Source organism: Neobacillus paridis (assembly GCF_016765675.1).
In the GTDB taxonomy this organism is placed as follows: domain Bacteria; phylum Bacillota; class Bacilli; order Bacillales; family Cytobacillaceae; genus Neobacillus; species Neobacillus paridis.
In genome coordinates, this window is sequence record NZ_JAESWB010000134.1 from 81102 (window position 1) to 99157 (window position 18056).

Here is an 18056-nt window from a genome sequence, read left to right on the forward strand (position 1 = left end):
AAATTTTCCCCAATGCGTCGAAACGTCCCCATTCGTCATGATTTATCAAAAGTGCGAAGGAAAACTTCAACACTATTGAGGACAAATTGAAAAAAAGAAGTTAAAAAATAGAATTTGAGAAAAATAGAGATTTAAAAAGGGAGTCTTCTCCCATAAAAAGAGGTTAAGTGAATTTTCTTTGAGGAAGAATCATAGGAGGAAGAGGCGAACGATTCGCCCCATTTAAAGAAAAAAGTAATAGTCTAGGCGCTTAATACGGCTTTAGCAGACTCGATGAGCTGTGCATCTCTTGGATTTTTAGCTTTGTATTTCGCTACAAACCATTCGAGATACCCACGGTCTTGGTCTTTAATCTCTTCCAATGTTTTCCCTTTGTGCTTGCCAAATGGGAATACATTGCTTGAAGTCGTGACATTTTCAGCTATCTCTACTTCGGAGTAGACTTGTCCTTCAAGTCCTAAAAGAGCAATTAATAGCCGGTCTTCAGCCCGCTTGTTGCTCATGATGATCGGAAATTGTGCTGCAATTCCTTCCACGTTGAATGGTCCCGCTTCCCCTAAAGCCGAAATCTCCACTCCGTTTTCATCAAAACCAAACGCGCGGTGAGCCACATAGGGAATCCCCTCCTGTGTTGGAATTGGCTGGAACTCTGGCACCACTCGGCTTACATACACACCAAACTCTTTTGCAATTCGCTTTAAGGGGGCATGTTTAATGACAGGGGTGTTCCCATCGTCCGTGTAGTAGTGGTCATCTTTCGCTACTTTTACTTCTTTCCCTTTGATTTTTAGCACCAAATCATTTTTCGCCTCTAACATCTAGCAACACCTTCTCCTTCGTTTTGATATTTTTAGCCAATAGGCTGTAAAACCAAATAGACACTTAAAAAGGAACGGTTTCTCCGTTCATAAAGGGGAGAGGTATCCAGAGTAAAAGAACCTCAACTACCAAATGTCGTGGAATGTTTCAAATTAAAAAATGATTGCAAAGATGAGGCCGACAAAAAGAAGTGCATTTACGCCTAGCAAAGTCGTAATGAGGTTGAAGGATTTTTTCTTGTAGTCGCTACTCGCAGGCATAGCTTGGAACATTGCAAGATTCGGATCAACTCCGGCATTTTTCATACTCTGCGTCATGTTCGCCATGTTCTGCGTGTGCATCCATAGTTCCATCATTTCTCGTTTTGACTGTGCCTCTTTATGCTTTTGCATGAGTGTTCCGACAACAGAGAGCGGAACAGCCACAAACAAAAGAGCAGCACCTCCCATGACTATGTATTGCATCATATCAATAAAATTTATCATTCTAATTCCCCTTTTCCTTTTTAAATTATTTTTTTGAACTCTCCCCATAAGAAAACAAAATGGTTGGCGGTGAAAAAGGGAGAATTCCAACGGTTTCGGTTTATGATGCACATTCCCGCATGGAGGAAAAGAATGACCCTTGAAAAGCGGTTTTTTTCAAGAAGATTTTGATGTATGCAATACAAATATCATCATTGCGTTCATATATACCTATTATATTACGATATTCGTATTTAATCAAGATATTCAGTTTACTGTAAAAAAATCCCCTCTTGTTTTAATCAAGAAGGGAATTTCCTTAAAAAAGCAATGGGATGGATTCTGTCAGTAAAAATCCGTACGTATTCTTCTTTGGAGACACTGCCGGGGTCTTTTCCTTCTGGGAATACCATGATTCCATCAATCGGCATGTGTTTATCCATCAAGGACTGAATTGCTCTCTTTGCGGCGTTCCTTCCTGCATCGTCCCCATCAAAACCAATGATAACAGGTTTGGGTTTTTTTCTGATGAGTTCAATCTGTTCTTCGCTTAAAGAAGATCCTAAAACCGAAACCGTCCCAAACCCATACTCAAAGGCTTGAATGGTGTCTGTCACCCCTTCATGGAGAATCCAAAACGGACTGTTTAAGACCAAATGATACCCATAGAGAACGTGTGATTTTTCAAATGGAAAAGCAGTATACAAATATTTTGGTACGCCCTTTTTATCAAAGTTTTCTCCTTCCCATCTCCCGCTGTTTCCAACCCATCTGCCTTCCTGGTCCCAAATGGGAAATACAATCCGATGATGGTACCGTCCTCTTTCACAACGTTTGATTTGAAACCGTTCAATAGATGCTTGTGAGAACCGCGGATGCTTCAAAAGAGGAATGAGGCTTTTGGCTTCATGAGCTGAAACCAGCGGCAATTCCTTGACACTAGCTGGAAGATCTTCTTTCACCTTTTTATCTTCCAATGTAAAGGCAAATGGCCGTCGGAGCCTTCTTCCAGAAAGAGAAATTCCTTGCCAATGGGCTAAATCTTGGAGTGCTTTCTCATAGGAAACCTGATGAGCCATCTGATAGGCTTTGACGAAATTACCGATATGACCGCAACGGGAATAACAATGAAAGTTTCGGGTCTTGGGATCATAAGCATAGTTATACTCACCGTCCCCTCCGTGAATCGGACATCTCCAGCGGTAATCCTTTCCTTTTCTTTTCAACTTCCATCCCATGAATTCAAAAAAATCTTCTGGTACAATTTGCTCAAGCAGCAGTTCTTCAACTGACGGTTTTCTCACATTTTTCACCACCATAAATGAATAATTTTTGAATATAGGAATATTTTATCATAATCGTAAATCGCTTTTCTATTAAATTAGACATCAAGGGCTATCCGAAAAGTGGTTTTCAGCCCGAAAATTAAAAATAGAAAAACCCGCGAATGTTGATTTTATAGGCATTCTTGGGCTTTTATTTTCGGTGTTATTTACTCAAAAATAGACTTTCTGGACAGTCCCATTATGAATGTTCATCGTAATCTCCGTTTAGCCGGTTGGCTACGGTCTCGGGTTGGAGAGAGGTTAAAATGACATGATCGCTGTCGGTTATGATAACCGAGCGGGTTCTCCTTCCACATGTGGCATCCAAACAAATGCCGTCTTCTTTTGCTTGGGAAATGATTCGTTTAATGGGGGCAGAATCGGGGCTGACTACACACACCACTTTATCGGTGGACACACAATTCCCAAATCCAACATTAATCATTCTCATGAAAAAAATACCTCCTTAAAGGGGAAATATAAAGCCCGAAAGGACAGGAACATTCCTTTAACGGGCGTCGATTTGGAATGTCCATGTGCCATTTTTCATATTGGTGACGTTCTCTAAAAGAAAATAGTCAGGTTGAAAGGAATGAGGGAGAGTAAAAACCAGAACAGCTTGATCACTTGTTCCAGGGGCAATGCCGTTTCCTGCAAATGTTGGTGGAATATTTCCCTTATCAAGTTCAGGGACAATGATCGTGCCGTCTTCTCCCACCAGTTTCAGCGTGTTAGCCATGAAGTAAACGGTTTCTTTTCCTTGGTTTTGCACTTCAAACGCCACCATCCACTTGTTTTCTCGTTTTTTCTCTTTCACTATTTTCAGGGAAACCCCGTACATACTAGCTTCTTTTTTCACGTTATGAAGGGAAAGATCTTGTTTGACGATGTTTTCTAGAGGGGAAATGCGGTGTGTTTCGGCAGATTGTTGATGGGTTATGGAAACCAATATACCGAACACAAATCCAATGAGGGTTAGCACTATACCAATCATCGCAAAATAGAAGGATTGGTTCTGCTTTGTTTGGGGAATGATTCTTTTCGGTTCTTCCTTTAATAGTTCAGACTCTTGTTTAACTTCTGTTGCCTCTTCTTTTTCTTTTCCCTCATCTAAAGAAAGTTTCACCTGATTTTTTTGCAAGAAGGCTTCCGCTTTTTTAAGTAACTTTCTTTCTTCTTCTAGCGGATTAGGATAGGTTTCCTTTTCTATTTTTGAGGTTTCATTCAGGGGCTGGTTCGAGATTTCATTTGGAGTATCTTCCTTTTCCATCTCATTCTTTAAATTCTCTGCTATGGATTCGAGAGAGATGTCTGTTTCTTTTTGATTCAAAACACCTCTTTTTCTTCTTCTCGCCATGTATGTTTGCTCCTCCTGTCTGGTTGTTTTTTTAGAAAAAATAAGAAAGAAGGAAGAAAAAGTCTTCCTTACTTCGGTTGGGCCGTAGCCCATGATTCGCGGGAAGTTTCCCAATAGTCAATCCCAACTAGCCTTGCTACCGTCAACTTGATACGGACTTTTGCTCGAATATTGATTTTTCCATCTGAATAGTTTGCGTCCCCTTCATTTGGGTTCTTGATGTATTCGACTAATTCTGCTTTATCCTTCAAGTATTTATTAAAATTTTCGTTGAAATATCGGTCGGCAGCATTAGGACCGTCTGGGGTTGGAATGACGGCATATGGGGGATTGAGTCCATCGTCGATGGTAACAGCGGTATTGGCGGCAGCGAGGGTAGCAGCATCAATCGTACTTTGAAGTTGTTGTTGGATGACGTAGGTTCTTCCCATATCTAGTATCAACCCCGTTAAAATACACAAAGCGGGAAGCAAAAAAGCGTAAAGAGCAAGAGCGCCGCCTTTTTGATTTTTAGAAAAATCCTTTGCTTTTTCTTTCACCAATGCCAAAAAGAGCATCGTATTTAACATCTTTTTGACCCCCTTTTCTTAAGGCGCGTTTTCAATGGAAAGTTGAATATTTCCCAGTACGGTTGCACTTGATCCCGACCTATCCCAATTTGTACCGGGGACTGGAAACAGGGTCTTCATGTTGTAAGTGATATTCACATCAAGGGGCTCCCCTTTTACCCATCCATTTGGGGCAGATATATCGGCCTTAACCTCTGATTCTTCGATGAACGGTAGCTTTTTAACAAAATTTTTGATCGTCGTTTTTCCTTGTGTTTGGGCTGTCGCTAAATCTGGCTGTGTAACTCCCACGCGGGCTCCCTCATATGCCGCCATTTGCATGGTGAGTTTGGAAAACATGAGCTGACCACCTGAAATAATCATCCCAATAAGCATCACCATGACGGGCAAAATAAGTGCAAATTCTGCTAAACTTTGAGCCTTTTTACTTTTTTGAAAATGTCGTGCGCGTTTCAGCATAGAATGAATACCTCCTATTTGGTTCTACCAGAAAACTGGCAGACTAAACTCTAAATTTCCGATTATTACAACGATGAGAACACCTAAAAATATGGGAATGGCGTAAGGAAGGGTAACAGATTTGGTTTCATCAAAACGAGGAACTTGTTTGAGATAGAGAAGAGAAAGGAAAAAATGCTTAAAGTTTTTCCACGATTGAAATCCTTTTTTAGAGAGTAGCATCATTGCAATAGACAACACACCACCTGTCATCGCCACCCAGAAGAAAACGGAGAATACGGTAAGAGGGTCACTCAAAAGACCAATGACCATGAGAAGTTTCACATCTCCTGCCCCTAGCCCTCCGAGTATATAAAACAAAATGGTAAGGAAAAAAGCAGTTAAAAGACCAAGCACGCCTTCCCATAATCCAGAGGGGCCGTAAAGCGAAAGCTGGGTGATACATCCAACTAAAAGTCCGATTCCAATTAGGACATTGGGTATTTTTCGTTCTTTTATATCCGTATATACCGATATACCTGAAATCCCTAATGAAAGGAGCAGTCCCAAAGGAACGGCATAGCCAAAAATAAACGTCATCGTTATCTCCCCTTTTTAATTAAAATGAAGGCTATAAAAAGACCCCCTAACAAGAGGGGAATTGCAAGGTTAGTTGGTATTAGCAGAGAATTTGCTAGTGATATTGGTGAAGGTAGTTTTCAACTGATCTCGGAAGGCAGCGACCGTAACGAATACGCCGATGGCAATTAACACAACAATTAATCCGTATTCTGCCATTCCTTGTGCTTTTTCTTCTTTTACGAAGGCTTTCATTTGTCTCATGTGCTTAACTCCTTTTTTTGGGATTTTGTTGTTTACTAGAATTCTCCCTGCTTTGAATACAAGGAGAACAATGGAAACGCTCAAAATGAGGGGGATTAGGTGGTATGGGTGGAGAATTTGTTAGTAATGTTTTCAAAAGTGGTCTTTAGCTGATCTCGGAAGGCAGCGACCGTAACGAATACGCCGATGGCAATTAACACAACAATTAGTCCATACTCTGCCATTCCTTGAGCTTTCTCTTCTTTTAAGAAGGCTCTTATCTGTTTCATGAGAAAAATCTCCTTTCTTTGAATGTTTTATACATTTTTACTATTCTTCATCACTATTATATTATGAATATCGGAATATATCAAATATATTGGAACAAAAATTAAATGATTTAACTCTAAATATTACCATTTTGGGGGATTCCCCCCAAAAAAGGAGGGAAAGCTCCTATTTTACATGCCGAGAAACGCAGGGCCTAACAGCAGCACTAGCATTGGCACGAAAATGAAGAATCCCATGATCGGAAGCATTTTAGTTCCCATTTTTGCTGCTTTTTCTTCATAGTCTTGCTGGTGACGAAACCGAATACGGGCGACTTGTTCACGCAAAACCGGTGCAAGCGGAGTACCTTTCTCGCTGACAAGAGCCATAGCAGAAACAAGGTCGGATACCTCTGAAATCCCCACCCTCTCTGACATTTCTTGTAAAGAAAGTATCCACTGCCCGCCATTGTATTTGGATTCAATGGCGGCTCGTCTGAATTCTTCGCCTGTGGCATCGTTAAAAGATTCCGATACTTGGAGAATGGCATCTTGTATCGGGGTTCCTACTTCAAGGAGGGCAACCATTAACTCCAGAAAGTCTGGGAGGTTATGTTTTATTTCGTTCCTCCGTTTATTGCGCATCTCCTTCATTTTTAGTTCTGGGTAAATGTAGGCTAAAGCTGTGGCAGAAAGACCCAGCAAGATGGCTGTGAATCCTTCGAACATGAAAGGCGTCAAAAGGGTAAAGAGAATCCCTGCTGCTATTAATCCAAGGCGAATGGCAATCAGTTCATCCGCTTTTATGTTTTTCCATCCTGCCTGTTCAATCTTTTTTGAAACTAGTTCTTCGTTGATATTAAAAAAGGCGAGAATGTGATCATACAAATCCTGATGTTCTTGAATATGATGCTTGATATTTCTTTCGTAGAAGGAAATCCCTTCTTGTGAGGAAGTTTCATAGAGTTCGGGTTTAACCACCACTTCCCAATCTTTTCTTTTTAGCCTTGGGGTTATGAATTGCATCCCAATTAAAAAGACAAACATTCCAGCTAAAACACTTACAGTTATTGGACTCATAGTGAAATAGAGAAAATTTCTCTATTCTTGCACCTCCTTTTATCGGTATCGGCCAATGAAGAAAGATGATGCCCGACGCTCCTTACTTTGGACTTGCCATCTTTCTCATGATGAAGTTCCCAATGAAAATTAGGATGACACACACGATGGTCATGAAAACTCCAATGATATTTTCGAAAAACTCTTTATAGTAAGATGGATTGTAGATCCAGAAAAATCCAAACACTAAAAAAGGAATGGCAGTCAGGAGATTGGCTTGGGAGGTTTGGGCGGCTGTAAGAGTTTTGATTCTTCGTTTTTGGTTTTGCCGTTCGGTGATGGTTTGTTGGAGAGAATCCAAGAGTTCTGCCAAGTTACCGCCCTTTTGACGCTGGATTTCCATGACAATGGACACAATCCTGACATCTTCCGAACCGGTGCGGTGATACATTCTCATGAAGGCTTCTTCTACTGTGTAGCCAAATTCAAGATCAGTATAGGCTCTTTTGAATTCATTTCGAACAATTTCATTTGTATCATTATTTTGAGCAATACCAAGAATCGCTTGTTTGGTTGACCCTCCCGCGCGCAGCATACTGGCCATACGAATGAGAGTGTTTCGGAAAAACAAATTAAACTTTTCCAGGTTTTTTCTCCGATTCCGCTTTAATTGAAAGTTAGGGACGTAAAAAGCTACTGCTCCCACAAGAACACTCATGAGAACATTGCCGGAGAATGTCATGGAAAGTGCAAATCCACCTGTTGCAAACGCAAACGAAATGACCAAGAATCGTTGCAAGGAGTGTGTTGACCCCGCCTGTTCGAGTTGGTACTGTTTCTTTTCGAGCCATGTGCTTGGCTGAACGTCTTTGGTCCGTTTTAAGAGTTCCTGAATGCCATCATAGTCTGGCGCTTCAAGCCCCTCTAAAAGATAGCTTCGCTTTTTGCTAATGTTCAGTTGGACTTGCCAAGCAATCGCAAAGCTTAACAACACAATGAGAAAGGACACAAATATGACATTCACGGCTTATACCTCCTTGCTTGCTTTTGGAAACGGATTTTGATTTCCTGATTCTACAAGCGTGCGTTCAAACATGGATTCATCAAGCGTAATGCCGTATGATTCAAATTTCTCTAGGCACATTGGTTTGTACCCCGTTGCCGCAAACACGCCTTCCACTTTTCCATTTTCCCCGGTTCCGGTTTGAATGAACTTGAAAATATCCTGCAAGTAAACCGCTTCTTTGTCGTACTTTTGGATACCTAATTTTTCAGCTCCATCTCGCCCAATCCCCACTACTTCTGTGATGGCTACAATTTTTCGAGAACCGTCCTTTAATCGCCCAATCTGAATGATGAGATGAACGGCTCCTGCAATCGTTTCCCTGATCGCCTTCACCGGAATTTCCATTCCGCTCATGAGGGCCATCGTTTCAAGACGGTTAATCATTTGTTTGGGAGAGTTGGCGTGACCGGTGGTAAGTGAACCATCGTGACCCGTGTTCATCGCTTGAAGCATATCCATTGCTTCCCCTCCGCGAATCTCCCCAACGACAATTCGGTCGGGACGTTTTCGGAGTGCGTATATGACTAAATCCCGAATCGTAATGGCTCCTTTTCCTTCCACGTTGGCGGGTCTTGCTTCGTAACGTTCCACATGAGGCTGCGTTAATTGAAGCTCGGCAGAGTCCTCAATCGTGAGAATTCGTTCAGAGGGATCAATATAGGAAGAAACACAGTTTAAGAGAGTGGTCTTCCCTGAACCCGTACCGCCTGATACGACAATATTGAGTTTTCCTTTTACTGCGGATTCAATGAAATGAGCCATTTCAGGGCTGCATGAACCAAGCCTTACATAGTCATCCAGTGTGAAGGTTTTCTTGGCAAATTTACGGATGGTAATATAGGGACCATCAAGAGCAATGGGGTGAATGGATGCTGATACACGGGATCCATCTGGAAGCCTGGCGTCTACGTTTGGGGTGGATTCATCACAACGCCGGCCTAACGGACCGATGATCTTATCAATCAAAAGCTGGACTTGCCGCTTGCTTGCGAATTTGATGTCTGTCGGAATCAAAACGCCATTTTGTTCGATGTACACACGGTTTGGGCCCACAACCATGATCTCGGTGATCGACTCATCATCCACGAGCGGTTGAATCGGCCCAAAACCCAAGATGTCATTTAGAAGATCTGTGACAAATTTGCTTTTTTCAAGACTACCAATCTGAAAATCTTCCTCTTTTAAAATAGCCTCAATTGTTTTGTACATGAGTAAGCGGAAGTCTTCTTCATTCCTTCGCTTGTGAATCTCTTCTCCAAACGCCTTATTTAACTTTTCCCGCACTCTTTTGTTTAGATTTTCAATTTCTTCGCTTGAGAGTCCCCTGCCATCATCCTGGATAGTCTCAAAGCGAGGATGGTCATCGTTTAAAGTGGCCAATCTTTTCCCTAGTAAATTCGATCTGTTCATCTTTTGCCTCCAATCAATCATTGAAATGGCAAGTCCCTCCAATCGAGGGAGAGTCTTGCATAAATCCCCCTAAAAATGGGGGATGCATTTATTTCTTCATCAAAAATCCGAAAAGATTCGCTTTTTTCTTTGTCTGCATTTTTCGTTTTGTGGCGAAAACAGGAACAAGCTGATGTCCAATTTTCCGAATAGCGTTGGTGTATTCCGTGTCTTTTCCCATGACCAATGCTTCCCCGTTGTTGTTAGCTTGCCTTACCCGTGGATCTTCCGGAATGACTCCAAGCAAGGTCATATCAAGAGTTCTTACGATGTCATTGACACTTAAATCGTTGCGCTTTGACACATCATTTAACGCCAAATACAGCTTGTCCATCGGGAAATGAATGGCTTCAAGCGTTTCAAGGAGGGCTTGGACGTTTCTCACTGTTGGGACTTCGGCTGTAGAGACAACAATCGTTTTTTGGGATTTTTCAATCGCGACCAGTGTGTAGTCGCGCGTATTATTTCCAGTGTCCAGAATCACGATGTCAAAGTAGTTTTTGAGGGAATCAATGATGATTTCTACCACACGCTCCGTAATGTCAAGAGCTTGTGTCGGCAGAACCGGGGCGGCTAACACCTTTAACCCTGTTTCGGCATGTGTGAGGAGATATGGCATGAATTGGTCTGGAGCATAGAGTAATTTTTGCTTTTCTCCCCCTTTACGGAGTTTGTCGTTGATGTCATCCGCCCAACTGGAAATATTGGGAATTGGGTTCAACCGAAGCATGCTCGCAATATTCCCGTAATCTAAATCCATATCTACCAAACACACCTTGAGCCGTTCTGGAGGAAGTCCTGGGGCAGTTGGAATTTTAGCTAATGCAAAAGCACAGGCAAGCTCTTTTGAAAAGGAACTCTTCCCGACTCCTCCCTTTGGTGAATTAATCGCAATGACAGATGTGCGGATACGGGCAGCGGATGTGGTAACTTGAGGTTGTTTTTGATTAGCAGGAGAAAATGGTGCCATTCCTTGATGTTGCGGGAATGATTGAGTTGGATAGGGTGGCTCTCCAGAAGTGGATGCTCCTTGCGGGAATCCTTGATACGGATTTTGCCCAAGCCCTTGTGAGGCTTGACCATACCCTTGTTGCGGTGGGAATGGAGATGGCTGGTACGGATAGCCATTTGGCTGACCTCCTTGATAGCCTTGTTGGAACCCTCCTCCTTGAGGAGTAAAGAAGGGCTGTTGAGGAAAGCCTTGTGGTCGTTCTTGATTCATTGGCATTCCTCCCAGCATATTTCCTTGTTGGTAAGGTTGCGGAATCGGTTGTGGTTGATCCGGATTGATTTGCGGAGTTTGTACTTTAGAGGTTTGTTGGGAAATCCGCTGTCCCCTTGCTTCTTCAAACACTTTACGAACAATTTGAATGATCTCTCCTGTTGTGACCGAACTCTTTGACAAGACTGAATGCGCTCCCGCACGTTGGGCTTGTTGATACAACACTGGGTCGTTGTTATTGATTTCAGCCACAAAAATCAGGTTTGGATTCGTTTTTTTGGCTTGCTGGATGAATGAAGCGCCATCCCCATCCGGCAATTCCATGTTTACAATGATTAAATCAGGTTTCATCATTTCCATTTTTTGGAGACCGTCACTCATTGTGTCGGAGGTTCCAATTAGTTTTAATGATGGTTCAAGTGCAAACACTCGATGTAAGTCTTCTGTCCAATGAAAATCTTCGTCAACCAATAGAATGTGGATTTTTGAGTTCATGTTTTTCCTCCTTCTTTATGAATGTTCTTTATCGTTGATGATTCTTTTTACTTCTTTTCATTTTTATCATTGTTATCGCTAGGACTTACAATTTTAATACCGCTTAATGCCCCTCCGTTGTTAACATTCTTTTTGATGAATTGATTGTCATTCATTCCATCTGTGGTCACTTCCTTGTAGTTATATGGGACAACTGCAAAATGAATATCTCCCGCTGTTTGGGCATAGAGAAGTTCCTCTGCTTCCTTTGGCGTAACGGCGATCGTGATGGCTGTTAAAGCCTTATTGTTCTTTTGCAAATCCACAATTTGGACGTTTTGGAAAATGAGTTTGGTTTCAGTTCCGAGGGCATCATTTGAAATGGTGGAGTAAATGTTGACTTTATCGTTGGTGGTGATAGTGGATGAAACCCCTTTGACAGGATCGGTCGGAAGGCTTACAATGACCTTTCCATCTGGCACTCTGGCCGTTAAGGACGTTTTGGAGTCTTCACCAAGAAATTGGGAGGCAACGACCGGCACATCTGGTACTAAAAGACCGGCAGACAAGCGGTTTTCCAGTTGATTTTCTTGTCCTCTTACAATCGCTCCTCTTGGTGCAGATGCTTTATCAATAGTTTTGTAAGTAAACATGCTTGCTGTGACCTTGGTTCTGGCTTCAATTGGTGATTTGGGAACCAATACATCCACTTTAGCTTTCGAGACTAAACTGAATACCCCAATAGCGGTGAGAACCCCAAGAACCACAATCGCTAAAACAGGCATTGACAACTTGAATCCCTTACTATTTGTCTTGTTTTTAACTGCCATGCAAAAAATCTCTCCTTTTAATTTATGAATATCGTTATATTTTTAACATACATGAATACATTATAGCACTATCCTTTTCTTTTTTTCTACTAAAATAGAGAAAAACTTTTAAAGTATGAATCCATGAATTATTTTCTGGTTTCTTTGTTTCTTATACTTTTAAGCAACGGAAAGCTTTGCTCCTATACTGCAATTCTCATCCTTTGCGATGATCCGGACTCCGTTTGGGATAATTGAAATGTGAGAGTGTTTGATGAAAATAGACAGGCTTTCATTCGTTGGGTCTTTCAACCAGAAGGATTGAGGGGGATTTTCTGATGTTAAAGGGGCGAGTGTACGGGAACTCCCTTTTAGAAAGAAAAAGATTTCTTTTGAAAAAAAGATTTGTTCGTGAATGATGCGCCTTCCTGAAGAGACTGTTACCATATCCTTTGCATGCTTTATGGTGGCATTGACAAGCCCATATGACTGATTTTCCACCACAAGTTCCATTTTTTCAAAGGTAACATCAATAGGCTGCTCTGTCGTGTTAACAGTTAAAGACATGATTGACCTCCTTTATTATTCATTTATTCCATTTTAACACGTATATTCATAATAAAAAAGGAATTTACCTCATAAAATTTACATAATAAACGAAATCCTCCGAAAAAGAGGATTTACAGATAGCTAGTGCTTCCTTTTGCATGTGTTCGGGCAATTAAAAAAGAAGTTGATCTCTATTTTTCGGCTCACCCTTTAGTGTAGATGCCGTCTTTAGCCTTGCCATGTTTTTCATCACATGGATCAACCCTGCTTTTTGTTTATCTTTAAAAGATAAGAATGTTTTCCGCTGGTTATAAAGGCCTACTGAAATTCAGCCTGCGGCTGTGTTTGTGAATTGAAAATGACGTAGGGGAATTGATGTCCATGTTGGCAATCTTGAATTAGGGGGTGATTGTAAAAAGAAAAAAGCCACCAGCAAAGACTGATGGCGATGATCAAGAGAGAAGGGTTTCCGCACCTTCACTCCCAAAAGATAGAATTTTTCACGATATAGGAAAGGAGAACAATCAAATGATACTTTAAGTATATCTTATTTTATTACGTTATTCAAGTATTTATACAGATAAATAGAAATTTTTCAACGAGTTTACGGAATTTACCCATAAAAAAGCCCCCTTCAAAGAGGGGGTTAGTGATTTAGCATTTTTTTCTTTGCTCGTTCGAGTTCACCCAACTCAACCAACAATTGCAATTGGTCATCTTCAGGTGGATCTATGGCGAGACGTTCTACTTTTACCCAGGCAGGCTCGGCATCTTTGAAGTCGAATGTACGTGACGTTTGAATGGCAAACCAGCCAGTTGGGCACCTTGGGAAAAACTTAACCAATGGCCGGTCATCGTATCTTTCTTCACGGCCAATCTGTCTGACGACAACATTTATGTCGTCTGGAATCTTTGTGCGTCCACCAAACACCAGACCGCAGTTGGCGATGATGGAGGTTGGAAGCATAGAGATTTTTTGCGTAATCGCCCAAATGAACAATCCATTTCCTGCTGCCTGATCGAGAATCCGCTCAAATTCAGATGGTCCCGACAAACCGCCGCCATTTCCATCCCCGCTGGAGGAATCCTGACCAATTAAGACTTCGTTTGCTTCTTCAATGACCAAAATGGTTTCGTACTGTTCACGAGGTTTCACAAAGCCCCCGTTGTGGACACAGTATTGATAGATCGCACTTGTCACAAGTCCAAATACAAACGAGCGGGTGGTGGACTCAAGCCCGTAAGACTCCAAAACCACAACATCATCGGCGCCTAAAAGTTCATCAATACTCATACCGCCTTCATTACAGAACATCTGATAGTTAATCGCTCCTACCCGGCCAAAGGATTCCATACGGTCCATGACACGTGTAAAAGCATCACGTGCATCATTTCCGTACTTCACTTTCGCTTTCGGGTCGTCCATTTCTTGTCGTTTAGCTTCTAAATTCCTGTAAATCGTGGCAAGCGTGACATTCGCGCTTCTTTCGTTGGCAAACTTTTTTCCGTCACCCTGGAAACATCCCGCTTTTGTGTATTCTTCGTAGAAGGCACGGGTCAGGATTTGCTTACCGCGTTCCCCGAGCCCATACGACCGGCAGAACACTTCCACAATCGAGTTCATGTACCGCTCCGTATAAACTCCTTTTGGAATGCGGGCGAGGTTCAGTTTAATCGGACAGAAACTTGGATCCGCAAGCGAGTAGAAACGGAACCGCTCCGGCTCAACAAACCTGGATAGAATCCGCCAGTCCTTTTTCGGATCCATGGCAATGATTCGCATTCGTTTTTTGTACGGACCTCGTCTTACATTGTTAGCAAGTTCCGCTATGACACGAGTGGCTGCTACGGTCTTCCCTGAACGAGAACCGCCTTGGAAGAAGGCATGCATGATTTCATCACTTCGGATCCTAAATTGGAACTCGGTTTCATACCCTCTTTCAGGAGAATACCGCTCACCAGAGAGAATGTTCCCGACATAGATCTCACCGTCTTGACGGTTGGATGGAACAGCAAGCACTGGCATGTCGTCCACCTCTGCATACAAACCACCTTCAGAAATTCTTGGTGGATGTGAGAATGCTGCCAGCTCATCCGCTAGAAGAACCGTGGAGAATTTGTAAGATTCTAGTTGACCGGGAATTCCTTCTTTGGTCAGGCATGGAGAGAAGGCATTCATGTGATAGAGAAGATGTTTTTCTTCATGAGGGTCAAGTGATAGGACTTGAAGTGGAGACACAAGAGCGGCGTCATTCATCCAAGCGCTTGTTGCAAGGGCGGTTGCTGCGGATTTCGCCTTTTCATTTTCCGTTGCGATGAAGAAATCTACATAGAAAGCACCTTGACCGTTAGTAGCAGTAAACAGGCGGTTTCGTTGAAAATCAAGGAGCTGGATGATATTTTGCACTTCGATGTCTTTCCATTGATACGTCTTTGACCAAGAAACACTAGGACCAATCCCCATTGTACCCGCGGCACCGGAATTAACAGCTCCGGAGAATCCTTGGGATTGTCCTTTGCTAGTACCCCATCCATCGCTATGCGATTTTCCTTTGGAGACTGAATCGCTCTCGGAAAGGGATTTAGAAACAGATTGACTGCCGGATACAGAGTGGGAATTGCTTATGGAGTGGTTTGCCCCTTCAGAGAAGGAATCTCCTAAAGAAGATCCTTGGGTTCTACCAAAAGATTGACTGGTGCCAGTCCCCCAATTTTCGCTAGTCCCTTTAGATTGGCCGAACGATTTAGACTGACTTGCCCCAATAGAAGTAGACTCGCTTCCGCCTCTTGTAGAAGTGTGAGAGGTTCCTTCTGAAACAGAGTGGGAAGCACCTTGAGAAACAGAGTGAGAAGTACCATGAGAGACACTGCTGCTGGTTCCATTTGTAACAGTATGACTGGTACCCGACGTTACGCTATTACTTACTCCTTTAGAAACGCTATGGCTTTTACTTGTCGATTCACTTCCTCCATGACTGGTTGTATGTCCTGTTGTGGTAGAATGACTTGTAGTATCCGTGGTGCCGTAACTTCCGCCTCTTGAGGAAGAACTGGAGTGGCTGGTGGAACTGCTTGCATTTGTGGAGTGGCCAGAACCTGTGGAGGTGCTTTCGCTCACCCCATGTGAATCTGACGTTCCCCTGCTAGTGGAAGTCCCGGAATTCTCGGAGTAACTTCCTCCACCGCTCGCAACACCAGGAATCCCTACGTTTACACTCACGGATCCTCCTCGGCTATGAGATGTGCCAGAACCTCTACTATCAGAGTGAGTATCGTTGGTTCCTGTAGAATGGGATGTATTGGTACTGTCACTTGTTCCAGTAGAAACTGTTGAAGAAGAACTGCTTGAGTTTGACCAGGAAGTTCCTCTTGAAGTCGAGTGGCTGGTGCCTGTTGTTTGGCTTCTGCTGTCGGATTCTGACCAATTGGTTCCTGTTGTTTTGGTCGTCCCGTCTGTGGTGGTTGTGCTTGTACCTTTTGTGGTCGAGTGAGACGTACCATCTGAAACAGAGTGGCTTTTGCCGGTTGTCGTTGTCGTACTGGTTCCGTCGGTTACAGTATGACTAGTGCCGTCTGTTACCGTGCGGCTCGTCCCGTCACTTTCACTCCAACTTGTTCCGTGAGTTTGTGTTTGGCTTGTGCCTTGTGTATCAGTTTCAGAGGTTGACATGTTGGTACCCGTTCCATGGGATGTACTCGTTCCATCCGATTCACTTACCCCTTCAGACGTTCCAATGGATTGTCCCATATTGGAGGAAATCCCGTCGCTTACCGTCACCCCATCACTTACCGTAGTCCCCGCAGAATGAGTAATTCCGCTTGTAACCCCATGTGAGGTAGTTAGGGATGTAGAATCGCTGTGGGAGTCGGAAATTCCTTGGTTAAAACCTGAATTCCAACCTTCCGATGCTCCAATATTAGCCATATACATCATTGGCAGGGAAAGCCCGAAGTTAAGCCCCTTTGAACCAGTAGCAAGTCCTTCCCAACGGGTTTGGTCTTTACTGGTTGCGGTCAACCATTTTTCCAAGACCTCTTCCTCGATTGGGGTGGCCATTAACAGCGCTACATATTCAAAGTCGGTCATGCCAGCTATGAATTCCTCCGTCTGTTCCTCTGAATCCGCATTTCCTGTTGACCCCATACCCGATGAGTTATTCATATCCCCGGCTGACTTTCTGGGCTTGGGAAGACCGCGAACAGCCTGAATATGTTTCATCGAATGCATTTTTTGACGCAGCCATTCCATCTCTTCATAGGTAGGAACCCGCATTTCCATCGTCCTGAACGTACCGCCAAAAACACGAGTTAAAGCAGAGAAGTCAATGTCTGCTTTTCTTTTGGCATCTTCCATAGATTCCGTTGATACTGACTGGATTCCGTAAACAAACAAAAGACCGATAGGTTTTGGGCGTAAAATGTTCGCTATGATTTGCACAAAATTGACATCTGACCGGTATAGCCCGGTTATGACATCACCTTGCATATCCATGAGTGACTTTAACTGCTTGGCATTTTTGGGGACACGAATCAAACGGTGGAGTTTGATCGCTTTGTACAATGTGACAAAATCTCCGTTCCCATCTTTTGTCTTCATTTCAAACAAAAGATAGTTTAGACTTCCAGAAGAGGAATATTCTACATTGGAGTGAACAACTTCCATGTCGTGAAAGTCCTGTTTGTTCCCTTGTTGTTGCAACAATTCCAGTACGGACATGAATTTTTTCTTCCTCCTTTATCATTGTCAAAATAGGCTCATTTTAAACATTTATTTTATATCGTGAATGTTTGAAGAGATAAACTCTTCATGGCAAACCATTCTCAAATCTTAATGATTTCTTAAGGATTCCTTCTTATTCCCTTGTACTTTGAGAATGCTTCGTCTTTCTTCTTCCGTCCTTGGTTGACCTTAAACTTCTGGCCTACCCATAGACAAAAACCGACGGGAGTGAGAATCGAAACAATCATGAGAATGTTTTGCGCAAACCCGAGAGCGCTTGTTGCGCTTGCTACCGGAACATTTACCCCAAGAGACACTCCTACCTGATCAGGGGAAAATTGGCTAAACTTCACAATGACCAGCCGGTAAAGAACAAGGAAAAGAACGTATCCAAATACCGCCCATTTGGTTTCTTTAATCGTCTGCTCCCGTTCTTCTGGAATCCCCCAAACAGCAATCGCTCCAGCAACCCACATGAGTGCTACCGCAAACTTAATCCATCCTGTTCCAAATACTGCATACATATTGACTGTCCATACCCATAGACCGATGAGGGCAATATAGATGAACAAGTTTTTTAGCGCCAGATACAGTTTAGGCGTAAAATGCTTATGGATCAAAAGTCCCTTTTCATTCATTCGTCTT

Annotated in this window: 18 protein-coding genes; all 18 read right to left on the bottom strand. The window is 42.7% G+C overall.

Annotated elements, in window-relative coordinates:
* Positions 1-242: 242 nt before the first annotated feature.
* Entirely contained in the window at positions 243-818 is a 576-nt protein-coding gene (locus JK635_RS07785; protein WP_202653394.1) for an exodeoxyribonuclease X C-terminal domain-containing protein, read from the bottom strand.
* A gap of 153 nt (positions 819-971) precedes the next feature.
* Entirely contained in the window at positions 972-1304 is a 333-nt protein-coding gene (locus tag JK635_RS07790; RefSeq protein ID WP_202653395.1) for a hypothetical protein, read from the bottom strand.
* A gap of 281 nt (positions 1305-1585) precedes the next feature.
* Entirely contained in the window at positions 1586-2587 is a 1002-nt protein-coding gene (locus JK635_RS07795; protein ID WP_202653396.1) for a toprim domain-containing protein, read from the bottom strand.
* 220 nt (positions 2588-2807) lie between these two features.
* Positions 2808-3059, bottom strand: coding sequence for a DUF370 domain-containing protein (locus JK635_RS07800; RefSeq protein WP_202653397.1), 252 nt, complete (start codon positions 3057-3059; stop codon positions 2808-2810).
* 57 nt (positions 3060-3116) lie between these two features.
* Positions 3117-3965 carry a hypothetical protein gene (locus JK635_RS07805; protein WP_202653398.1) on the bottom strand — a complete coding sequence of 283 codons (849 nt, stop codon included), beginning with the start codon at positions 3963-3965 and terminating at the stop codon, positions 3117-3119.
* 68 nt (positions 3966-4033) lie between these two features.
* Positions 4034-4534, bottom strand: a complete 501-nt coding sequence (locus JK635_RS07810; protein ID WP_202653399.1) for a TadE/TadG family type IV pilus assembly protein — start codon at positions 4532-4534, stop codon at positions 4034-4036.
* A gap of 18 nt (positions 4535-4552) precedes the next feature.
* Entirely contained in the window at positions 4553-4993 is a 441-nt protein-coding gene (locus JK635_RS07815) for a TadE/TadG family type IV pilus assembly protein (RefSeq protein WP_202653400.1), read from the bottom strand.
* A 24-nt stretch (positions 4994-5017) separates the two neighbouring features.
* The gene (locus tag JK635_RS07820; protein ID WP_202653401.1) at positions 5018-5572 is read right to left on the bottom strand and encodes an A24 family peptidase; all 555 of its coding nucleotides are present in this window, start codon (positions 5570-5572) and stop codon (positions 5018-5020) included.
* 69 nt (positions 5573-5641) lie between these two features.
* The gene (locus JK635_RS07825; RefSeq protein WP_202653402.1) at positions 5642-5815 is read right to left on the bottom strand and encodes a Flp family type IVb pilin; all 174 of its coding nucleotides are present in this window, start codon (positions 5813-5815) and stop codon (positions 5642-5644) included.
* 95 nt (positions 5816-5910) lie between these two features.
* Positions 5911-6084 (bottom strand): Flp family type IVb pilin, encoded by a 174-nt coding sequence (locus tag JK635_RS07830; RefSeq protein ID WP_202653403.1) that lies wholly within the window; start codon positions 6082-6084, stop codon positions 5911-5913.
* Between the two features lie 171 nt (positions 6085-6255).
* Positions 6256-7110, bottom strand: coding sequence for a type II secretion system F family protein (locus JK635_RS07835; protein WP_202653404.1), 855 nt, complete (start codon positions 7108-7110; stop codon positions 6256-6258).
* Positions 7111-7225: 115 nt separating this feature from the next.
* A complete protein-coding gene (locus JK635_RS24190; protein ID WP_202653405.1) occupies positions 7226-8146 on the bottom strand; it encodes a type II secretion system F family protein in 921 nt (306 codons plus the stop codon).
* 3 nt (positions 8147-8149) lie between these two features.
* A complete protein-coding gene (locus tag JK635_RS07845) occupies positions 8150-9598 on the bottom strand; it encodes a TadA family conjugal transfer-associated ATPase (protein ID WP_235887966.1) in 1449 nt (482 codons plus the stop codon).
* An 88-nt stretch (positions 9599-9686) separates the two neighbouring features.
* Positions 9687-11354 carry a CpaE/TadZ family protein gene (locus tag JK635_RS07850; protein WP_202653407.1) on the bottom strand — a complete coding sequence of 556 codons (1668 nt, stop codon included), beginning with the start codon at positions 11352-11354 and terminating at the stop codon, positions 9687-9689.
* A 47-nt stretch (positions 11355-11401) separates the two neighbouring features.
* On the bottom strand, positions 11402-12163 hold the full coding sequence (cpaB, locus tag JK635_RS07855) for a Flp pilus assembly protein CpaB (RefSeq protein ID WP_202653408.1): 762 nt from the start codon (positions 12161-12163) through the stop codon (positions 11402-11404).
* 159 nt (positions 12164-12322) lie between these two features.
* On the bottom strand, positions 12323-12709 hold the full coding sequence (locus tag JK635_RS07860) for a hypothetical protein (protein WP_202653409.1): 387 nt from the start codon (positions 12707-12709) through the stop codon (positions 12323-12325).
* Positions 12710-13337: 628 nt separating this feature from the next.
* Positions 13338-17408 (bottom strand): serine-rich protein, encoded by a 4071-nt coding sequence (locus JK635_RS07865; protein ID WP_202653410.1) that lies wholly within the window; start codon positions 17406-17408, stop codon positions 13338-13340.
* A 122-nt stretch (positions 17409-17530) separates the two neighbouring features.
* A complete protein-coding gene (locus JK635_RS07870; RefSeq protein WP_202653411.1) occupies positions 17531-18049 on the bottom strand; it encodes a hypothetical protein in 519 nt (172 codons plus the stop codon).
* Positions 18050-18056: the final 7 nt, after the last annotated feature.